Genomic DNA, 18,423 nt, shown 5'->3' on the forward strand with positions numbered 1-18,423 from the left:
ATCAATACCTGGTAGGTGACTGGAATGGTGATGGGTTGGACAACCTGGCGGTTCGTCGTGGCAATTGCGTCTACATGGACTTCAACTTCGATGGCGTGCACGACCGGCTTCAGTGCTATGGCAACGGTATCTCGGAAGATCAATACATGGTAGGTGACATGGACTTCAACTTCGATGGCGTGCACGACCGGTTGCAGTGTTACTACTGAAGCGTTCTCTCTTGTACTGCTCCCAGGAGGAGGGGCGCGGGCGGGGGGCCGGTGAAGGCAGAGTACGAGGCGGTGCGAAGTAACCTCGTCCCGATGCTAATACAATGAACCCCTCTCCTTCGCCTTGAAAGGCGGATTGCCCTGCACGGACCCACCTCTCGTGATGGGAAACTTCGTGCGGGTCAGCTGCCGCTGAGCTTCGCGTTTCAGGGATGGCTGGATTGGGGCAATCGGTCCCGTTTCTTTGAAGTGGGAAGATAGCATTTACCTTGGTACTCCGCCTGAAGTTCCGTGCAAGGAGGCTTCCAGGCGAGTTCTACCCAGCAACCACCATTGATCTCCACTTCGCCCGCCTTGAGTCTGCATGGCGCTGTCGCCTGATCCTTGAATGGCTTCGAGGGTAATGGGTAGGCGATGAGTCCCTCGTACAGCTCACTGCCATTGGCCATATGGGGTGCATTGACTTCCGAGGTGTTGGTTGGTGTCGGAGCGGACGTGGCCTGGACCCGCGCGCCTCCAGTATCCCTTGCCTCGTGGAGCCAGAACCCCAGGGTGACCACGGCCAGTCCCGCGACCGCGACCCCCTTCCAGGAACTCCCGAGGCGGCGAGCACGTTCCGCCCACTGCTTGACGAATCCCGCCGAGCCTCGTGCGAGGTGGGCCTGGACCTGGGCGTTGTTCTCCACGCGTTCGACCGAGGCCGCCATCAGGACGAGGATGTTGGCCAGTTCAGACACCCGCGCAGGGGAGGGCGCCTGCTTGACCTCCAAGGTCACCCGGGTGGGGGTCGGCCGACACGTGAGTTGCACCCGCCACGGGCCCTCGGGCTGCCAGTCCACGTGCTCTCCCAGTCGCAGCATCAAGGCCGCTGTCCCCGTGCCCACATGCCGTGCTTCATAGAGAAGGCCCAGGTCCGGCCCCACCTCTTCGCACCGCCTGACGAGGTGGAAGGGTCCCATCCAACCACCCGTGATGCTCTGCTCGTCCGTCACGCGACCTCCTTACTTCGCAAGTAGGTGCGTCGTAGCAGATCATCGGACGTGACTCAAGAGGTCATGGCACATGACCACCCGGAGAGGTCATGTCGCGTGGCTTACTCGGGATCGAGGGCCCAGGTACCTTCTTCCCATCGCTTGAGTGCTTGCCCGGCTTCGAAGGGCACCAGACCTTGACCCTTCGCGGCTTCCTCCCTCACTCCCCCAGGCCCGTGCACCACCAGCCCCCCCTCCTCGCCCCGGGGCTCGCTCCGCCTTCGCCTCCACGGGCACCAACGCCGCCTTCGCGGGCTGCTGCTGCCCGGCTCGGCGCCTCGTGCTTCCCGACCGGCTGAGCGTCCAGCTGCTCATTCCCAACTCCTTCTCCGCTTCCTCCACGCTCACCCCTGCTGCTGGCGCGCTCGCACGTACTCCAGCGCCTCCTGTCTCTGCTTCTCCGACAACCCCATGCGTCCTGAAAATGGGGTCTTGCCTCCCAATCCTATGGGGGGTGGACAATCCCCGGCTCACGCCCCTTGGGAGCCCCGAGGGGCAGGAGGAGTCGGTCATGCGTCAGCTCGTCACCCAGGCCCTGTGACTGCTGCTGATACCGATGTTGGCTCGAGGCGCCCCGCCCGGCCGGGGGGCACTCGAGCCCGTTGAGGTGCGCGAGTACGACGGCGGCGGGGGGCGCAAGGGGGTCCAGCTCATCTTCGAGAGGCTCTCGCCCGACCAGGGCGAGGCACCGCTGACCCGGGAGGACGGGCGGGCCATCCGTGAAGCCTTCGAAGCGAAATACGGCAAGAAGGAGCCACTGCCTCCGCCACGGTACCCAGGGGGGACATGGGTCGCGAGTGTGGGGACACGACTGGTCAGCACTGCCGCTCCAGAGTGGCAGGAGACGATTCGCAAGGACTATGAAGAGCTTTTCGGGAAGGGACCGTCTACCCTCGTGTTGCCAGCCAACCTGGAAAACAGCCGCTTCTTCCAGGCGCTGAGGCTCTCCCCTCAGTATATGGGAGAGGGCGCGCGCGAGGCGGCCGAGGAGCTGTTCAACTCACCCGCCTTCATTGTATCCCTGACTGTTTCCATGGGTTTGTATCTCTGGGCTCTTGTGGCACCCGATCCCCTTCTGAGCAAGGGGTTCGTGGCGGCTGTCACGATATGGCTCTTGGTCACGTATGGCGCCACGGAAATCATGAACGTGGCGATGGCGGTCAAGCAGCTGTACCTGGAGGCCGAGGCGGCGCGGAACTTCGAGCAACTGGACAAGGCCGCCCAGAACTTTGGCCCGAAGATAGGCGGCACGGCGCTGAGAGTCCTTGTGACGATAGCTCTGGGGCGGTTGGCGGGGAAACTGCCGCAGGTGCCCAAGGCGCCGGGTGGAGGTGGGTTGTGGGCAAGGCTCGGCACGCCCCAGTACTCAAGGCCGCTCGGACAACGGGGGGCTGCCGAGAGGACAACAGCAAGGGCGACGCTCCGGAACATCACGTGGCGACCAACAAGAACGACATCGCCGAGGTCAGAGGTGGCCCTTGGACTCCACAGTTTGAGCTTCTCTTCGAGCAAGCCGGCATGAGTCTCAACGATCCAGCGAATAGGCTCTTTGTCATCGACCACAAAGGTCCTCATCCCGAGGAGTACCACCAGAAGGTTTACAACAGGCTGAGAGCTGCACTCAGGAAATGTGGGACAACGAGCGAATGTAAGGCGAATTTGACCGAGGCGCTCAACGAACTCGCGAGCGAGATCTGCAAGCCAGGATCGGCTCTCAACAACCTCGTCACAAAGAAACCATGAGCATAAAATCTAGACATTACGACATGCGGGGTGATGTGCATGTTCCGGGGCGATGGTACATCCAAGGCCCCCTCGATACTCAGGGGAACAGAATCATTCCTTGGGAACTCGAACAAGGGAGACCTGTACATCTGGAAGGCATGCCACTCCTGTCTGTGCGCTACCCCGGGCTAGCGCTCGATTATACGGAGTCAGCGTCTGCAACTATTGTGAGTCGTCGTTTTGTCTACCTTTGCGAACGGTTGGGAATTCAGAGCGAGGTACAGTTCATCCCGGCACGGGTGGAAGGCCAAGCGGAACCGTACTTCATCCTCAATGCGCTCCGCATCATCCGGTGCGTTGATGAGGCTCGATGCGAAGAAATTGCCTTCTGGGAGCCCAGGCACGGGGATCCCGAAAGGGTAGGTCACTACCGTAACGTCGCCGGTCTGAAGATTGATCCAACGAAAGTGGAAGACGCCAATATCTTCCGTCCATGGGGCTGGACGGTGGTGCTGATCGTCTCCGAGCGCGTCAAACTGGCCATAGAGAAAGAAGGCCTCACCGGCGCCAGGTTCATCGAAGTGTAGCTGGGGCCTTCCGCACCGAGCAGCTCACCGGCCGGCCTGCTCGCATGGAGATCGTGTCCTTCCGGCAAGGGTGCGTGAATGGCGACCGGCCCGCTGCTACCGCGAGGGGTCCACCCGAGTGGATTCGAGAGGACGGACAGATGGTGCGCAGGACGGGTTCGGAGGCAGAGCTGAAGAAGCTCCGGGAGCGGATTGAGCAGTGGCGGCAGGCCGCCGCGGGCGGGGGATGCCGGCTGAGCTGTGGGACGCCGCCGCAGCAGCGGCGCGGCGGCTCTGACACCATCTCCTTCGGCCGCAGTGAAGATTGAGGTGGTGGCCCGTGGCGAAGCGCGACTGACCATCACGCTGCCGACGGTGAGCGGGCTGGACGTCGCGGCGCTGGTGAACGCGTTCTCCAACGGAATGATGTTCTCGGTGTTGTGAAACGCCTTGGCCCCGAAGCGCTTCACGTTGCCCGGGGTCTTTCGACGATGTGGTGCCACTCTTTTTCGGGACGCGCCGGGCCCATGGCCTTCTTGAAGCCGCTGAACGAGCCCCACGCCCTGAAGCCACTGGAAGGCGCCTTGGCCGCGGCGCCGCTCATGGCCCGAGCCGTCGTGGCGACCGCGCCGGGAGCGAGGGCGACGGTGACCTTCATGGAGACGCCTCCTGGCTTCCCCATCCTCCCTTGAATACCCGTCCCCGGGTGCAACCCCGGGCCTCTCGCCCTGTCCGGCGGTGAACCCGACCCCCGTACGGGCGTACGGGTAAGGGGCTGAACGGAAGCGCTACGGGAATGTTGCGGCGGCCCGGGCGGAAGATGATTCTGCGCGCCGGATGAACGTGCTCGACAAGGTACTGACGTTGCGGCCGACGAGCGTGGTGAGCCGGCTGGGCCCCGCCTCGCGGCTGCCCGTGCTCAGTCCCCGCGAACTCTCCCTGGCGCTGGAGAACGCCCCGGCGGCGCTGCCGTGCCTGCCCGTGCCCGCCCGGCCCATGCTGCCCGGCCTGCTCGCCGCCGCCCGGGGCGAGGACGCCGTGCTGGGGCTCGTGTGCCCCCATCCCCTCGCGGACCGGGGCGCCGCCGAGCGCTTCGTGGCGGCCGTGCAGGAGGTGGCCGAGGCCGATGGTCACGCGCGCCCGCTCTTCCTCCAGGCGGGGCCCGTGCGCGTGACCAGCACGGCCCCGGCGAGCCTGGCGCCCGTGAAGGACGGGCTCTTCCGGCTCGTGGACACCGGCTTCTCCCTGGTCGCGCTGGACGTGTCGCGGCTGCCCGCCAGCGGCGCGGTGGAGGCGGTGCTCCGGCTGTCGGAAACGTTGGTCGAGCGCGAGTTCGCCCTGGAAGTCTCCCTGCCGGGCGGCCCCGAGGGCGAGGAGCTGGAGGGCGCGCGCCTCCTCCTGGAGGGGCTGGCGCCGCGGATGCCGGGCCTGCGCTTCCTGCGCGTCTCCGAGTCGGTGCTCGGCGAGGAGGTGCAGGACGTGCAGTTCCTGCGCTCCCTGGTGGACCTGGCCGGGCAGCACGGGCTGGGCATCTCCGTGGGCGAGGCGGGGCGGCGCTCGACGCGGGTGCTGCCCACGTACGTGGCGGCGGGGGTGAAGAAGGTGGAGTGCGCGGCGCCCTTCGAGCGCCTGGCGCTGGCCGTCCGGCCCGCCGCGGAGCGCGAGAGCCTGGAGCAGAAGGCGCACAAGGCGGGACTGACGCCGGGGGAACTGCTGGGGGTGCTGGGTGGACAACTGTCACCGTTGGAGTCCGCGGACGCCTCGCGGCTCGAGGCGCTCACGTTCGCCGAGGCTTCCGAGGTATTGGAGGCCCTGGGCGCGAGCCGGACGGGCTGGAAGTCCATGCTCTTCCTCGCCGAGAACCGGGGAGATTGATGCGGATTGTTGCGGGCAGTGCGAAGGGACGGGCCCTGGCGGGGCCCAAGGCGACCTCCAAGCATATCCGCCCCACGGCGGATCGCGTGCGCGAGACACTCTTCAATGTGCTCGGCCAGTGGTTGGAAGGGCAGCGGGTGTTGGACCTGTATGCCGGCACGGGCGCGCTGGGCCTGGAGGCCGTGTCGCGCGGGGCCAAGGGCGTGGTGCTGGTGGACTCGGATCGCGAGGCCCTGGCGTTGTGCCGCGCCAACACCGACACCCTGGGCTTCTCGGCCCGCGTGGAGGTGCTCGCCCAGCCGGTGGCGCGCGCCCTGGAGACGCTCGGCCGCAGGGCGGACCGCTTCCAGCTCATCTTCGCCGACCCGCCCTACGCGGCGCGCGTGGTGGAGACGGTGCTGGAGGGACTCTCGGCCCACCAACTACTCGCCGAGGGGGGCACCGTGGTCATCGAGCACGACAAGCGCGAGCCCGCGCCCGAGGCCCACGCGGGCTTCACCCGGGTGGATCAGCGCCGGTTCGGCGACACGTTGGTGAGCTTGTTCCGCATTGCTTGACCCGTTGCCGGGGTGCGTCGAGACTGAACCGACATGCGTATCGCCATCTATCCAGGCTCGTTCGATCCACTGACCAACGGTCACTTGAGCATCATCCATCGCGCGCTGCAGATGTTCGATCGGGTGATCGTCGCCGTGGCGGTGAACCCGAAGAAGACGCCGCTGTTCACCGAGGAGGAGCGCAAGGCGTTCATCCGCGAGGCCTGTCCGGACCCGCGCGTGGAGGTGGATGCCTTCCATGGCCTGTTGGTGGAGTACGCCAAGGCGCGTGGGGTGAACGTGCTGCTGCGCGGCCTGCGGGCCGTGTCGGACTTCGAATACGAGTTCCAGCTCGCGAACATGAACCGCAAGCTCGCCCCCGGCGTGGAGACGGTCTTCATGATGACGGGCGAGGATTATTTCTACGTGTCGTCGAACCTGGTGCGCGAGGTGGCGCTGTTCGGCGGAGACGTGGAGGGGCTGGTGCCTCCCGGGGTCTTCCAGGCCCTGCGCGCCAAGTACACGAAGAAGTAGGGCAGGGTGCCCACCGCCGTTGTCTCCACCGTTTCCTCTTTCTCTTCCCAGGTCGATCATGAACCTCGCGAACCGGCTCAAGGCCATCAAACCGTCCCCCACGCTCGCCCTCACCGCGAAGGCCAAGGCGCTGGTGGCCCAGGGCGTGGACGTGGTGAACTTCGCCGCGGGCGAGCCCGACTTCGACACGCCCGACTTCATCAAGCAGGCGGCGATCGATGCCCTCGGCAAGGGCTTCACCAAGTACACGCCCACCGCGGGCATCCCCGAGCTGCGCGAGGCCATCTGCGCCAAGCTCGAGCGCGACAACCACCTCACCTTCGCGCCGGAGCAGGTGCTGGTGTCGGTGGGCGCCAAGCACTCGCTCTACAACATCTTCCAGGCGCTCTTGAACGAGGGGGACGAGGTCATCATCCTGTCGCCCTACTGGGTGAGCTATCCGGAGATGGTGCAGCTGGCCGGGGGCAAGCCCATCATCATCGAGACGCGCGAGGAGGACGGCTTCGCGCCGGACCCCGAGGTCATCCGCAAGGCGCTCTCGCCGCGCACCAAGGCGCTCATCATCAACAGCCCGAGCAACCCCTCCGGCGTGGTGTTGTCGCGCGACACGCTCGCGAAGATCGCCGACGCGGTGCGCGGGCATGAGTGCCTGCTGGTGAGCGACGACATCTACGAGAAGCTGCTCTACACGGGCGAGTTCGCCAACATCGGCAACGTGGCGCCGGATCTGGTGTCGCGCCTGGTCGTCGTCAACGGCATGAGCAAGGCGTTCTCCATGACGGGCTGGCGCCTGGGGTACGCGGCGGGGCCCAAGTGGCTCATCTCCGGCATGCAGATGGTCCAGGATCAGTCCACGTCCAACCCCTCGTCCTTCTCGCAGAAGGCCGCGGTGGCGGCGCTCAAGGGGCCCGAGTCCATCTTCGAGCCCATGGTGAAGGAGTACCGGGAGCGGCGGGACATGGTGGTGGAGCTGCTCAACTCGTTCGACGGGGTGCGCTGCCGCGCGCCCGAGGGCGCCTTCTACGTGCTGCCCAACATCTCGGGCCTCTATGGGCGCTCGTACAAGGGCACGCCGCTGCGGGGCTCGCTCCAGGTGTCGGAGATCCTCCTCAACGACTTCCGGGTCGCCGCGGTCCCAGGCGCGCCCTTCGGCGTGGACGCGAACATCCGCGTGAGCTTCGCCACCTCGCGCGAGCAGCTGCGCAAGGGCCTGGAGCGCGTCCGGGAGTTCACCGCCTCCGTACGCTGAGGCATCCCCCCCGCTGGCTTGCTCGGCCGCAACCCGAGTGGACGGCGGGGGGCACTTCCCGTACGAGGGCCGCCGCCTGGCTTCAGTCCGTGTAGGCGAACGCCTTCCAGCCGTCGTCGGTTTGCCGGTAGAGGATGACCGCCGCGTGCCCCGACAGGTTGGCCACGGCGGCGTACACCTCGGTCCCCCGCGGGATGACGGCGCCCAGCCGGGCAGGGGGCTTGCCGTACTTCCTCTCCAGCTCCGCGTAGGGCAGCACCTCGATGTCGTACAGGGTGACGAGGTCCGTGCGCTTGTTGCGCAGCTCCTTCACCCACGTGGCCACCAGGGACTCGGGCGCGTCGAACCGCCGCTCCTCCAGTTGGAAGGGGAAGGCCAGGTACCCCACGGAGCCCCGGACATCTCCGGCGAGCAGGGAGTCGACCAGTGCGTGCGCCTCCTTGCGAATGCGCTCCGGCTCGCTCCCGGTTCGTGACGTGGGCCGCGGCTCGGGCACCTCCTCGGCGGGAGCGGGAGCGGGAGCGGGAGTGGGAGTGGGAGTGGGAGCCGGGGCGGGGGCCTCGGACCGGGTCCGGGAGCGACGGCGAGAAGGCCGGGGGCTCTCGGAGGCGGGCGCCTCCGCGGCGGGTGCCTCGGCGGGCGGGGCCTCGGTGGGCGGGTTTTCCTGGGAGAGGGCGGGAGCGGCGGACAGCAGCAGGAGCAGGGACCAGCAGCGCATGGGACCTCACGAGAATCGACGCGGAGCCTACCAGAGGCCGGCGGGGGACCGACCCCTTCACACGAGTTCGTGCAAGCGCGGGCGAACGTGCTATGGGCCCCCCCTCGATGCCTAAGCGAAATGATATCCGGAAGGTTCTCGTCATTGGCTCGGGCCCGATCGTCATCGGGCAGGCGTGCGAGTTCGACTACTCAGGGACCCAGGCCATCAAGGCGTTGCGCGAGGAGGGCGTCGAGGTCGTCCTGCTCAACAGCAACCCGGCCACGGTGATGACGGACCCCGAGTTCGCTCACCGGACGTACATCGAGCCCATCACCGTCGAGGTCGCCGAGCGCATCCTCGCCCAGGAGCGTCCCGACTCGGTGCTGCCCACCATGGGCGGCCAGACGGCGCTCAACCTCGCCAAGGCGCTCGCCGAGCAGGGGATCCTGGAGAAGTACGGCGTGCGGCTCATCGGCGCGTCGCTCGAGGCCATCAACAAGGCCGAGGACCGGCAGCTCTTCAAGGCGGCCATGCAGAAGATCGGCGTGGCGCTGCCCAAGAGCGGCTACGCGACGAACATGCAGGAGGCGCTCGCCCTCATCGACGAGGTGGGCTTTCCCACCATCATCCGTCCCTCGTTCACCCTGGGCGGCACCGGCGGCGGCATCGCCTACAACCGCGAGGAGTTCGAGGCCATCTGCCGCTCGGGCCTCAAGGCGAGCCCCAACTCCACCATCCTCGTCGAGGAGAGCGTGCTCGGCTGGAAGGAGTACGAGCTGGAGGTGGTGCGCGACTCGGCGGACAACGTCATCATCATCTGCTCCATCGAGAACCTGGATCCGATGGGCGTGCACACCGGCGACTCCATCACGGTGGCCCCGGCGCAGACGCTCACCGACCGCGAGTACCAGCGGCTGCGCGAGGCGTCCTTGCGCATCATCCGGGAGATCGGCGTCGACACGGGCGGCAGCAACATCCAGTTCGGCGTGAATCCGCGGGACGGGCGCATCGTGGTCATCGAGATGAACCCGCGCGTGTCGCGCTCCAGCGCGCTCGCGTCCAAGGCGACGGGCTACCCCATCGCCAAGGTGGCCGCGAAGCTGGCCCTGGGCTACACGCTGGACGAGCTGCGCAACGACATCACCCGCGACACCCCGGCCTCCTTCGAGCCCACGCTGGACTACGTGGTGGTGAAGGTGCCGCGCTTCAACTTCGAGAAGTTCCCCCACGCCGACCGCACCCTCACCACCAGCATGCGCGCGGTGGGCGAGGTGATGGCCATGGGCCGCACCTTCCGCGAGGCCTACCTCAAGGCCATGCGCTCCATGGAGTCGGGCCGCACGGGCCTGGAAGCGCCCGAGCTGCCCACGGAGAAGGAGGAGCGGCGCAAGGTGCTGCGCGACTACGTGCGCGTGCCCCGTCCCGAGCGCCCCATCTACGTGGCCCAGGCCTTCCGCGAGGGGCTGAGCGTGGAGGACGTGCACGAGCTGTCCGCCATCGATCCCTGGTTCCTGCGCCACATCCAGGGCCTCGTCCGGGAGGCCGAGTCCATCCAGGCGCTTGGTGGGCTGGACAAGCTGCCGGATGACACGCTGCGCGCGGCCAAGGCGGATGGCCTCTCCGACAAGTACCTCGCCCAGCTGCTCGGGTGCACCGAGGCGGAGGTGCGCGCGCGCCGGCACGCCAAGGGCATCCGCCCCGTGTACAAGCGCGTGGACACCTGCGCCGCCGAGTTCGAGGCCTACACGCCCTACCTGTACTCCACCTACGAGGAGGAGGACGAGGCGCCCCCCACGGCGCGCCAGAAGGTGCTCATCCTGGGCAGTGGCCCCATCCGCATCGGCCAGGGCATCGAGTTCGACTACTGCTGCGTGCACGCGGCGTTCGCGCTGCGCTCGGCCGGGTACGAGACGGTGATGGTCAACTGCAACCCGGAGACGGTGTCCACCGACTACGACACGTCGGACCGGCTGTACTTCGAGCCGCTCACCATCGAGGACGTGCTCGAGGTGTCCCAGCGCGAGAAGCCCGTGGGCGCCATCGTCCAGTTCGGTGGCCAGACGCCGCTGCGCCTGTCGGTGCCCCTGGAGAAGGCGGGCTTGCCCATCCTCGGCACGTCCCCGGACGCCATCGACCGCGCCGAGGACCGCGAGCGCTTCGCGCAGCTGATTGAAAAACTGGGCCTCACCCAGCCGGAGAACGGCGTGGCGCGCAGCCACGAGGAGGCCTTCCGCGTGGCCCAGCGCATCGGCTACCCGGTCATGGTGCGGCCCTCCTACGTGCTCGGCGGCCGGGCGATGGAAGTGGTGTACGACCAGCAGAGCCTGGAGCGTTACATGCGCGAGGCGGTGAGCGCGTCGCCCGAGCACCCGGTGCTCATCGATCGTTTCCTCAAGGAGGCCATCGAGGTGGACCTGGACCTCGTCGCCGACCGCACCGGCGCGGTGCTGGTGGGCGGGGTGCTCGAGCACGTGGAGGAAGCGGGGGTGCACTCGGGTGACGCGGCGTGCACGCTGCCGCCGCACTCGCTGTCGCCCGACCTGGTCGAGCGCATGAAGGATCAGGCCATCGCCCTGGCGCGCGAGCTCGGGGTGGTGGGGCTGATGAACGTGCAGTTCGCCATCCAGGGGAAAACCATCTACGTGCTGGAGGTCAACCCGCGCGCGAGCCGCACCGTGCCCTTCATCTCCAAGGCGACGGGCGTGGCGCTCGCGAAGATCGCCAGCCTGTGCATGGTGGGCAAGACGCTCGCGGAGCTGGGCGCCACGAGCATTCCCGAGTTCAAGCACGTGGCCGTCAAGGAGTCGGTGTTCCCCTTCGCGCGCTTCGCTGGCGTGGATGTCATCCTCGGCCCGGAGATGAAGTCCACGGGTGAGGTGATGGGCATCGCCGCGGACTTCCCGTCGGCGTTCGCCAAGAGCCAGCAGGCTGCGGGCGTGAAGCTGCCCCGCAGCGGCAAGGTCTTCATCTCGGTGCGCAACGACGACAAGCCGGCGGTGGTGGACCTGGCGCGGCGCCTGCGCGCGCTCGGCTTCAAGCTGGTGACCACGGGCGGCACCCACGACTACCTGGCGGCCAAGGGCATCGAGACGGAGAAGGTGCTCAAGGTGGCCGAGGGCCGTCCGCACATCGTGGACAAGATCGTCGACGGGCAGATCGTCCTCGTCATCAACACCACGTTCGGCAAGCAGGAGATCTCCGACAGCTTCTCCATCCGCCGCGAGGCGCTGATGCACAGCGTGCCGTACTTCACGACCGTGCAGGCGGCCCGCATGGCCGTGGGCGCCATGGAGTCGTTGACCCACACCGAGCAGACCGTCAAGCCGCTGCAGGACTACCTCGGCGTGAAGTAGTCGTCGCCCACGCGCTCCGGGCCGTCGCGGCAGAGGTGGCGGCCGACGAGCGGGGGAAGAGCCGGTCGATGCATGACCGGCTCTTCGGCGCATGGCACCGCCCTACACCCCCAGAACGGCACCCAGTACCTCGATGAGCGCCCGCGGATTCTCCCGGAAGTAGAAGTGGCCGCCAGCGAAGCGATGGAGCCGGAAGTCCGAGGTGGTGTGCTCACGCCAGAGTTCGAGCTTTTCCAGCGACACGGCATCCCGGTCGCCGCCGAACACCTCCAGCGGTACCGTCAGAGGCGACCCCGGCCGGTAGCGGTACGTCTCCAGGAGGGTGAAGTCCGCCCGGAATGCCGGTAGCAGCAGGGCGAGCAACTCGGGGTCGGCCATGACGTGTTGAGGGATCGCTCCGTAGCGTTCGTCGATGGCCCTGGCCAGGCTCGCGTCTGGCAATGCGTGCAGGTTGGAGGCCGTCCGAGGCAGGTGCGGAGCGGCGTATGCGGACACGATGAGTCGCTCGGGGAGCGGCCGGCCCTGGACGGCCAGCTCGCGGACCACCTCGAACGCCGTGAGTGCACCCAGGCTGTGACCGAAGAGAACGAAGGGTGGGGTGAAGTCCGTTTCAGCGAGGAACCGGTCGACGAGCTCGTGCATGCTCGCCGGTGGCGCCTCCGCGACGCGCTCCCCGCGCCCCGGCAGACAGACGCCGTAGACCTGAACGCCGGGCAGTTCACGACCCCACCGGACGTACTCGCCAGGCAGGCCTCCCGAGTGCGGAAAACAGTACAGGCGAACCCTGGGCTCTCCAGGGATGGCCTTGCCTACCAGCCACGGGCTCTTGGCTCTCATGGGTTGATCCTTTGCATGGTGGGGGCGGCGCCGGCCCGGCGTTCCTCGATCACCGAGGCGAGTCTGGCGGCGTTGCGGCTGCGCAGGATGTCGGCGGCTGTTACCGCGACCGCGAACTCCGTCCGCGCCCAGGCGGCGACCTTGGTCGCGATCAGTGAGTCGCCACCGAGATCAAAAAAGCTGTCCTGCGCCTCGATGTCCGGCTCTCCCAGCGCCTTGCCGAACGCCACGAGGAGCGCGGCCAGCACCGGTGGATGGGGCGGGTTGTCGCGGCGCATTCCCTCATCGGGTGTCCCTTGGGCCCTGGCACCGATCCAGGAAGCAGGTGTGTTGCCCGAGGCGGTGGGGCGGGCATGTTCGGGTGGAGGCACCAGATAGCGACGTCGCTCGAATGGGTACGTGGGCAGCGGGGTTCGCCGGCGACGCTCGCCCGCATGCAGTGCGGTGAGGTCGACGCTGGCACCACCTGCCCAGAGCTGGCCCATGGCGGCGAGGGCAGTGCCCAGGTCGGAGATGGCATCCACGGGATGGGGCAACATGTGCACGACGACGTGCCGGTCTCCGAAATCCGGATGCTGCCGGGTGAGTGACTGCAGCGTGCGTCCGGGCCCGACGTCGACCAGGACTCGGCTCTCCGTCGCCAACAGGGTAGACAGCGCATCGCCGAACCGGATCGGCTGACGCAGGTGCGCCACCCAGTAGTCCACCGTGCGCAGCCTGTCGGGGTCGGCCCAGGTTCCCGTGGTGTCGGAGAGCATCGGCAACTCGGGTCGGTGCATGTGCAGGCCGGCGACGACCTCCGCGAACCGGTCGAGGATCGGCTCGACGAGCGAGGAGTGCCCGGCGGTCGCGATCCGCAGGACGCGGGCCTCGATCGCTCGCTCCGTCAGCTCCCGCACGAATCGGGCCACCAGGTCAACGGGGCCGGTGACCGTGCACTGCCGCGGTCCGTTGACCGCGCCCACGGACAGTCCCGCGGGCAGCAGTGGCGTGAGCTCAGCCTCGGGCATCCGTACGGCGGCCATACCGCCCGCGGGGATCAGACCGAGCAGCCGTCCCCGCTCGACCACCAGCTTGACGGCGTCGGCCGGGGAAAACACGCCGGCCACGCAAGCGGCCGCGTAGGCACCCAGGCTGTGCCCGACCACGGCACTCGGCCGCAGCCGCCAGGACATCAGGAGCTGGGCCATCGCGTATTGGACGGCGAAGACCGCGGGTTGGCTGACGGCGATGGTGTCTAGCCGTCGTCCGGCGAGGTCGCGCTGGTGGTCGCCTTGGGGGAACAGCACGTCGCGCAGGTCCAGTCCCAGTGACGGGCCCGCCAGGTCGGCGATCTGGTCGAGGCCGCGGCGAAACTCCGGTTCCTGACTGTAGAGCGCGGCGGCCATGCCGACGTGTTGGCCCCCCTGCCCGGGGAACATGAACACCGGCGCGGGACTGGCGGTCTTCGCGATGTTGCCTTCGAGGCTGCCCCCGCGGAGCGCGGCGACCGCCTCGCTCGGGTCGGCGGCGACCACGAACCGGCGGTGCGGGTACGCGGTGCGACCGGTCTGGAGGGTCCATGCCACGTCGGCGAGGTTGACGTCCGGGTGGGCCCTCAGGTGGTCGGCGAGCTGCCGCGCCGCCGTCTCGACGCCGCTGGGGGTGCGCGCCGACAGCACGAGAAGCTGATGCGACCGACCCGCCGAGACCTCGGGCGCGGAGGGGGCCTGCGCCACCACGGCGTGCGCATTGGTACCGCCCACCCCGAGCGCGTTGACGCCACCGATCCGAGGGCGGCCCGGGGTGCCCCACTCGCGCAGCCGGGTGTTGACCTCGAACGGCGACGAGGCGAAGTCAATCGCCGGATTGGGCCGCTCGAAGTGCAAGCTCGCGGGCAGCACGCCGTGCTCGACAGCGAGCACCGTCTTGATCAGCCCCACGACGCCGGCCGCGGCATCGGCGTGGCCGATGTTCGTCTTGACCGAGCCGATCCAGCAGCGGTCGCGCGAGCCGGTCCCCGCACCGAAGGCCTTGGTCAGCGCCGCGACCTCGATCGGGTCGCCCAGTGCGGTGGCGGTGCCGTGAGCCTCCACGTAGCCGATCTCGTCGGAGTGGACCCCGGCCGCGGCGTGCGCGGCGCGGACGACCTCGACCTGCCCGGAAACGCTGGGCGCGGTGAACCCGATCTTGCCTCGGCCGTCGTTGTTGATGGCCGAGCCCCGGATCACCGCGTGAATGTGGTCGCCGTCGGCGAGCGCGTCGGCCAGCGGTCGGAGCACCACCAGCCCCACGGCGCTGGCACTGACCGTCCCGGCGCTGGCCGCGTCGAAGGTCCGGCAGTGGCCGTCGGGGGCCACGATGCCGCCGGGCGTGTACCGCATCCTCGGCAGGCTCGCGATCACGCTTGCCCCGCCCGCGATCGCCATGTCGCAGTCGCCGGCGAGTATCGACTGAATGGCAACATGCACGGCGACCAGCGAAGTCGAGCAGGCCGTCTGCACCGTGACGGCCGGACCGGTCAGCCCGAGCTGGTAGGCGATCCGGCTGCTCAGGAAGTCCACGGCCGTGGATTGCCGGAGCTGCCACTCGTCGACGAACGGTAGCTGGTCGAGCCGGGCCCGGACGTGCTCGGCGTAGTGGGTGCCGGAGCCGCCGACGAAGACCCCGGTCATCGGCCGGCCGGAGCCGCCGTACCCGGCGCTCTCCAGCGCCTCGTGCGCGCACTCCAGCACCAGGCGGTGCTGCGGATCGAGAATCAGCGCATCGTTCGGCGAGTAGCCGAAGAACTCCGCGTCGAACTCGGCCGCCCCCGCCAGCACGCCATACGCTGGGACGTACTCCGGGTGCGCGGGGTCGCGTTGATCGTCGAGCACCGAAATGGATTCGATGCCCTGGCACAGGTTCCGCCAGAACTGCGTCACGCTGGCGGCTCCGGGAAATCGTCCCGCCATGCCGATGACGGCGATGTATCGACTCGGGTCGTTGTCCTCGTAAGCGATGTCGGTCATGTCGTGCTTCCCTGGAGCGCCGATGTGGAGGACGCTGCGATGTGGCTTGCTGCCATGTGGTCGAGTGCGCGCCTGTCGAGCTTGCCGTTGGACAGGCAGGGAAGCTGGTCCATGGCGCAGAATGCCGCGGGCACCGCGGCGTGCGGCAACATGCCGCGCATGTGGCGCCGCAGCGCCACCGGTTGCAATTCGCCGGGTGCCGAGACGACGAAGCCAACGAGTGCGATCGGGGTGCCGGCCTGACGGACCACGCCAATCGCGCTGCTCCGGCCGCCAGAAGCCGCGCTCAGGGCGTGCTCGACCTCCATGAGCTCGAGCCGGACGCCAGCGAGCTTGAGCTGCCCGTCCCGGCGGCCGTGATAATGCACGTGTCCACGCTCATCCACCCGGGCGAAGTCCCCGGTGCGGTAGAGCCGGTTCGCTCCCCGCGAGGTGGCCGGCTCGGTCGTATAACCGAGAGCCACTCCGGGGCCGCCGAGCCACAGCTCGCCGATCTCATCGGTCGCGGCCGGTCCGTTGTCGGTTCGCAAATAGGCCTCGGTGCCGGGGATGGGCCGGCCGATGGGCACCGCGGTGGCGTCACCATCGCTCGGCTGGCACTGGTGGACGAGAGCCCAGACCGTGCACTCCGTGGGGCCATATTCGTTGTACAACGCGACTTCGGGCAGCAGGTCGAAGTGGCGACGTACCAGCTCCGGTGGGCAGGCTTCGCCAGCGACGATCACCGCCCGCAGCGAGGACAGGCTGTCGTCTTCGTCGCTCTCCAGCAGGATGCGGTAGAGCGACGGGATGAGCAGGACATGCGAGGCGGCGTACTGCTGGCACGCGTCGCGGATCGCGACGGTGTCGACCACGGAGGGGCTGGGGATGACGAGGTGCGCCCCGGTGGCGAGCGCCCAGTAGATGCCGGCGACCGAGCTGTCGAAGGAGATCGACGAGCAGAGCAGGAACACCGACGGGGCTGATGGGTAGTACGCCAGCCGGGCCTGGGTCGAGTACGCCAGGGAGTGCCTGGACACCACCACGCCCTTGGGCACCCCGCTCGACCCGCTGGTGAACAGGGTGTAGGCGGCCAGGTCGGGAGCGTGGCGCGACGGCGAAGCCGGTGTCGTCCCGTCGAGGTGCGTCGGGATCCGAAGCACGGTCTGGAAGGTGCAACCGGGGGGGAGCTCGGTACGCGACCGCGGGTCGACGACGGCAACGACCGCGCCGCTCTCTCGGATCATCGCCATGCGCCGTTCGACCGGGAAGGAAGCGTCCACGGGCACGTACTGCGCGCCCGTGCGGAGCACGCCGAGCATCGCCACCACCGCCCATCGCGACAGCGGGCAGTGGATGACCACGGGCGTACCCGGCCGAACTCCGGCGGCGTACAGCTCGAGCGCGAGCGCGGAGGCCGCCTGGTCGAGCTCGGTGTAGGAGTGGGTGCCGTCGCGGTCGGTGAGGGCCGGTCGCGAGCCCCCGGCGCGGATGCCGGCCGCGATCATGTCGGCGAGGTCCGGGACCCCGTGGAGGGGGGCACCTACCGACTGGGGCGTCCAGCCGGGGCGAAGTGCGTCGAAGGGGGAGGGAAGTGCCATGGTCAGCCTTTCTGGGGTTCCTGGGCCGGGGCCCTGGCGCCGAACACGAACAACGCCGCGGCCATGACTTGGAGGACGGCCAGGGCATGGAAGATGGTCGGCAGCCCAGCACTCTGCGCCGCCGTGCCCGCGAGGGCCCAGCCCAACGCCCCCGCCGCGAGTGCGAGCGCGGTGGCGACAGTCAGGCTCTCGGTGCGTTTCGCGGGCGGGATGCGCAGGGCGCGCACCGCCGCGATCGGAGCGCTGGAGACTCCGTTCAGCAAGCCGGCCAGCAACAAGCAACCCGCCAGGGCCTCGATGCTCAACGGCAAGAGCAGCATGACGAAGGCCAGGCCCAGCGCCACCCGGCCCACCACCGCCAAGGTCAGCGCGGGCACTCGCCGCAGCAGGAGCCCCACCAGCAGCGTCCCGGCGACGGCTCCGCCGCCGAACATCGCCAGCAGCACGCCCGCCACCATCGGAGAGCCGTGCTGCTGGGTGAGGGCGATGACGGGCAGCAGGGCGAACAGGGCCTGCCAGACCATCTCACCGATCACGAGCCCGAGTGACCAGCTCCCGACCAGCCGGTCCGACAGCAGCATGCGCGCTCCCGCACCCACGGACCGGCGACCGGCCTTGACCGGCTCCGTGACTGGCTCCGTCCGGGGCAGATACAGCCGCAGCAGCACCGCCGACGCCACGAAGGACGCCGCGTCCAGCATCAGCACCACGGGAGCGCCCAGCGCGGTGATCAGCACGCCGGACAGCAGCGGGCCGATCAGCACGCTGAGCCGCGTGGCGGTCTGCAGCGTCGCGGTCGCCCTGCTCAGCAGGGCCTCGTCCTCTCCCACCACGAGCGGCAAGATGGACTGCTGGCTGGCCAGGTAGGGCGCGTAGAACGCACCGACCGCGAACATCACGACGATGAACACGCCGATATTCAGCCAGCCCAGGTAGTAGAGCAGCGGCAGGAGGGCGACGAGAGGCCCTCGGACGGTGTCGCCGACGAGCATCACCCACCGCGGGCCCATGCGGCCCACGAGCGACGCGCCGAACACGCCGAACACGGCGATGGCCGCCAGTTGCGCCGCCATGACCAGGCCCATGTCGCGCGACGAGCCCGTGAGCTGAAGCACCAGCCACGGCATTGCCACGGCGCTCAGCTGGGTACCCAGCATCGACATGAACTCGGCGGTGAGCAGAACCCGCAGGGTGCGCTGGCGCCTGAGCCGAAGCTGACTGTCTTCCGAGGTGCTCAT

General features: G+C 68.4%; 13 protein-coding genes and 2 pseudogenes. 8 read left to right on the top strand and 7 right to left on the bottom strand.

The annotated features are described in order from the left end of the window. Window positions 1–209, top strand: a 209-nt coding sequence (locus D187_RS57280; RefSeq protein ID WP_043434021.1) for a hypothetical protein, incomplete at its 5' end; no start/stop codon positions are given. Between the two features lie 206 nt (window positions 210–415). On the opposite strand, the gene D187_RS51100 is transcribed toward D187_RS57280, so the two are convergent. Further along, on the bottom strand, window positions 416–1,069 hold the full coding sequence (locus D187_RS51100) for a hypothetical protein (protein ID WP_245591951.1): 654 nt from the start codon (window positions 1,067–1,069) through the stop codon (window positions 416–418). A 727-nt stretch (window positions 1,070–1,796) separates the two neighbouring features. Here D187_RS51100 and D187_RS56570 point away from each other — a divergent pair. Together D187_RS56570 and D187_RS54420 are read left to right on the top strand one after the other, a co-directional pair. After that, window positions 1,797–2,983, top strand: a pseudogene (locus D187_RS56570) (AHH domain-containing protein). A gap of 23 nt (window positions 2,984–3,006) precedes the next feature. After that, on the top strand, window positions 3,007–3,552 hold the full coding sequence (locus D187_RS54420) for an imm11 family protein (protein ID WP_051256757.1): 546 nt from the start codon (window positions 3,007–3,009) through the stop codon (window positions 3,550–3,552). A gap of 365 nt (window positions 3,553–3,917) precedes the next feature. On the opposite strand, the pseudogene D187_RS55985 reads toward D187_RS54420, so the two are convergent. Continuing rightward, window positions 3,918–4,183: pseudogene (locus tag D187_RS55985) on the bottom strand (AHH domain-containing protein); the annotation flags it as partial. Between the two features lie 185 nt (window positions 4,184–4,368). Here D187_RS55985 and D187_RS39920 point away from each other — a divergent pair. The 4 genes from D187_RS39920 to D187_RS39935 are packed head-to-tail and all read left to right on the top strand — an operon-like array spanning window position 4,369 to window position 7,725. Continuing rightward, entirely contained in the window at window positions 4,369–5,406 is a 1,038-nt protein-coding gene (locus D187_RS39920; RefSeq protein WP_002625991.1) for a hypothetical protein, read from the top strand. Further along, the gene (gene rsmD / locus D187_RS39925; RefSeq protein WP_002625993.1) at window positions 5,406–5,963 is read left to right on the top strand and encodes a 16S rRNA (guanine(966)-N(2))-methyltransferase RsmD; all 558 of its coding nucleotides are present in this window, start codon (window positions 5,406–5,408) and stop codon (window positions 5,961–5,963) included. Before D187_RS39920 ends, rsmD begins: the two co-directional genes overlap by 1 nt. A 33-nt stretch (window positions 5,964–5,996) precedes the next feature. Next, complete coding sequence (gene coaD, locus D187_RS39930; RefSeq protein WP_002625995.1) at window positions 5,997–6,476, top strand: pantetheine-phosphate adenylyltransferase; 480 nt, start codon at window positions 5,997–5,999, stop codon at window positions 6,474–6,476. Window positions 6,477–6,534: 58 nt separating this feature from the next. Beyond that, on the top strand, window positions 6,535–7,725 hold the full coding sequence (locus tag D187_RS39935) for a pyridoxal phosphate-dependent aminotransferase (RefSeq protein WP_002625998.1): 1,191 nt from the start codon (window positions 6,535–6,537) through the stop codon (window positions 7,723–7,725). Between the two features lie 82 nt (window positions 7,726–7,807). On the opposite strand, the gene D187_RS39940 is transcribed toward D187_RS39935, so the two are convergent. Then, window positions 7,808–8,443 carry a hypothetical protein gene (locus D187_RS39940; protein WP_002626000.1) on the bottom strand — a complete coding sequence of 212 codons (636 nt, stop codon included), beginning with the start codon at window positions 8,441–8,443 and terminating at the stop codon, window positions 7,808–7,810. 107 nt (window positions 8,444–8,550) lie between these two features. Here D187_RS39940 and carB point away from each other — a divergent pair, with 107 nt between their 5' ends. Beyond that, window positions 8,551–11,778: a carbamoyl-phosphate synthase large subunit gene (gene carB, locus D187_RS39945; protein ID WP_002626001.1), complete on the top strand. Its 3,228-nt coding sequence runs from the start codon at window positions 8,551–8,553 to the stop codon at window positions 11,776–11,778. A gap of 102 nt (window positions 11,779–11,880) precedes the next feature. Here carB and D187_RS39950 read toward each other — a convergent pair whose 3' ends face one another. From D187_RS39950 to D187_RS39965, 4 genes are all read right to left on the bottom strand, one after another. Beyond that, window positions 11,881–12,615, bottom strand: a complete 735-nt coding sequence (locus D187_RS39950) for a thioesterase II family protein (protein WP_043434029.1) — start codon at window positions 12,613–12,615, stop codon at window positions 11,881–11,883. Beyond that, window positions 12,612–15,605, bottom strand: a complete 2,994-nt coding sequence (locus tag D187_RS39955) for a type I polyketide synthase (RefSeq protein ID WP_002626003.1) — start codon at window positions 15,603–15,605, stop codon at window positions 12,612–12,614. The genes D187_RS39950 and D187_RS39955 overlap by 4 nt, the downstream gene beginning before the upstream one ends. Further along, on the bottom strand, window positions 15,602–17,092 hold the full coding sequence (locus D187_RS39960; protein WP_002626004.1) for an amino acid adenylation domain-containing protein: 1,491 nt from the start codon (window positions 17,090–17,092) through the stop codon (window positions 15,602–15,604). The genes D187_RS39955 and D187_RS39960 overlap by 4 nt, the downstream gene beginning before the upstream one ends. Window positions 17,093–17,187: 95 nt before the next feature. Then, window positions 17,188–18,423 carry an MFS transporter gene (locus D187_RS39965; protein WP_002626005.1) on the bottom strand — a complete coding sequence of 412 codons (1,236 nt, stop codon included), beginning with the start codon at window positions 18,421–18,423 and terminating at the stop codon, window positions 17,188–17,190.

Origin of the sequence: Cystobacter fuscus DSM 2262, assembly GCF_000335475.2 — a bacterium.
Taxonomy (GTDB): Bacteria; Myxococcota; Myxococcia; order Myxococcales; family Myxococcaceae; genus Cystobacter; species Cystobacter fuscus.

Coding starts and splice junctions, on each gene's coding strand:
- D187_RS51100 (WP_245591951.1), bottom strand. CDS start 1,069: ATGCTGCGACTGGGAGAGCACGTGGACTGGCAGCCCGAGGGCCCGTGG.
- D187_RS54420 (WP_051256757.1), top strand. CDS start 3,007: ATGCGGGGTGATGTGCATGTTCCGGGGCGATGGTACATCCAAGGCCCC.
- D187_RS39920 (WP_002625991.1), top strand. CDS start 4,369: ATGAACGTGCTCGACAAGGTACTGACGTTGCGGCCGACGAGCGTGGTG.
- rsmD (WP_002625993.1), top strand. CDS start 5,406: ATGCGGATTGTTGCGGGCAGTGCGAAGGGACGGGCCCTGGCGGGGCCC.
- coaD (WP_002625995.1), top strand. CDS start 5,997: ATGCGTATCGCCATCTATCCAGGCTCGTTCGATCCACTGACCAACGGT.
- D187_RS39935 (WP_002625998.1), top strand. CDS start 6,535: ATGAACCTCGCGAACCGGCTCAAGGCCATCAAACCGTCCCCCACGCTC.
- D187_RS39940 (WP_002626000.1), bottom strand. CDS start 8,443: ATGCGCTGCTGGTCCCTGCTCCTGCTGCTGTCCGCCGCTCCCGCCCTC.
- carB (WP_002626001.1), top strand. CDS start 8,551: ATGCCTAAGCGAAATGATATCCGGAAGGTTCTCGTCATTGGCTCGGGC.
- D187_RS39950 (WP_043434029.1), bottom strand. CDS start 12,615: ATGAGAGCCAAGAGCCCGTGGCTGGTAGGCAAGGCCATCCCTGGAGAG.
- D187_RS39955 (WP_002626003.1), bottom strand. CDS start 15,605: ATGACCGACATCGCTTACGAGGACAACGACCCGAGTCGATACATCGCC.
- D187_RS39960 (WP_002626004.1), bottom strand. CDS start 17,092: ATGATCGCGGCCGGCATCCGCGCCGGGGGCTCGCGACCGGCCCTCACC.
- D187_RS39965 (WP_002626005.1), bottom strand. CDS start 18,423: ATGAGCACCTCGGAAGACAGTCAGCTTCGGCTCAGGCGCCAGCGCACC.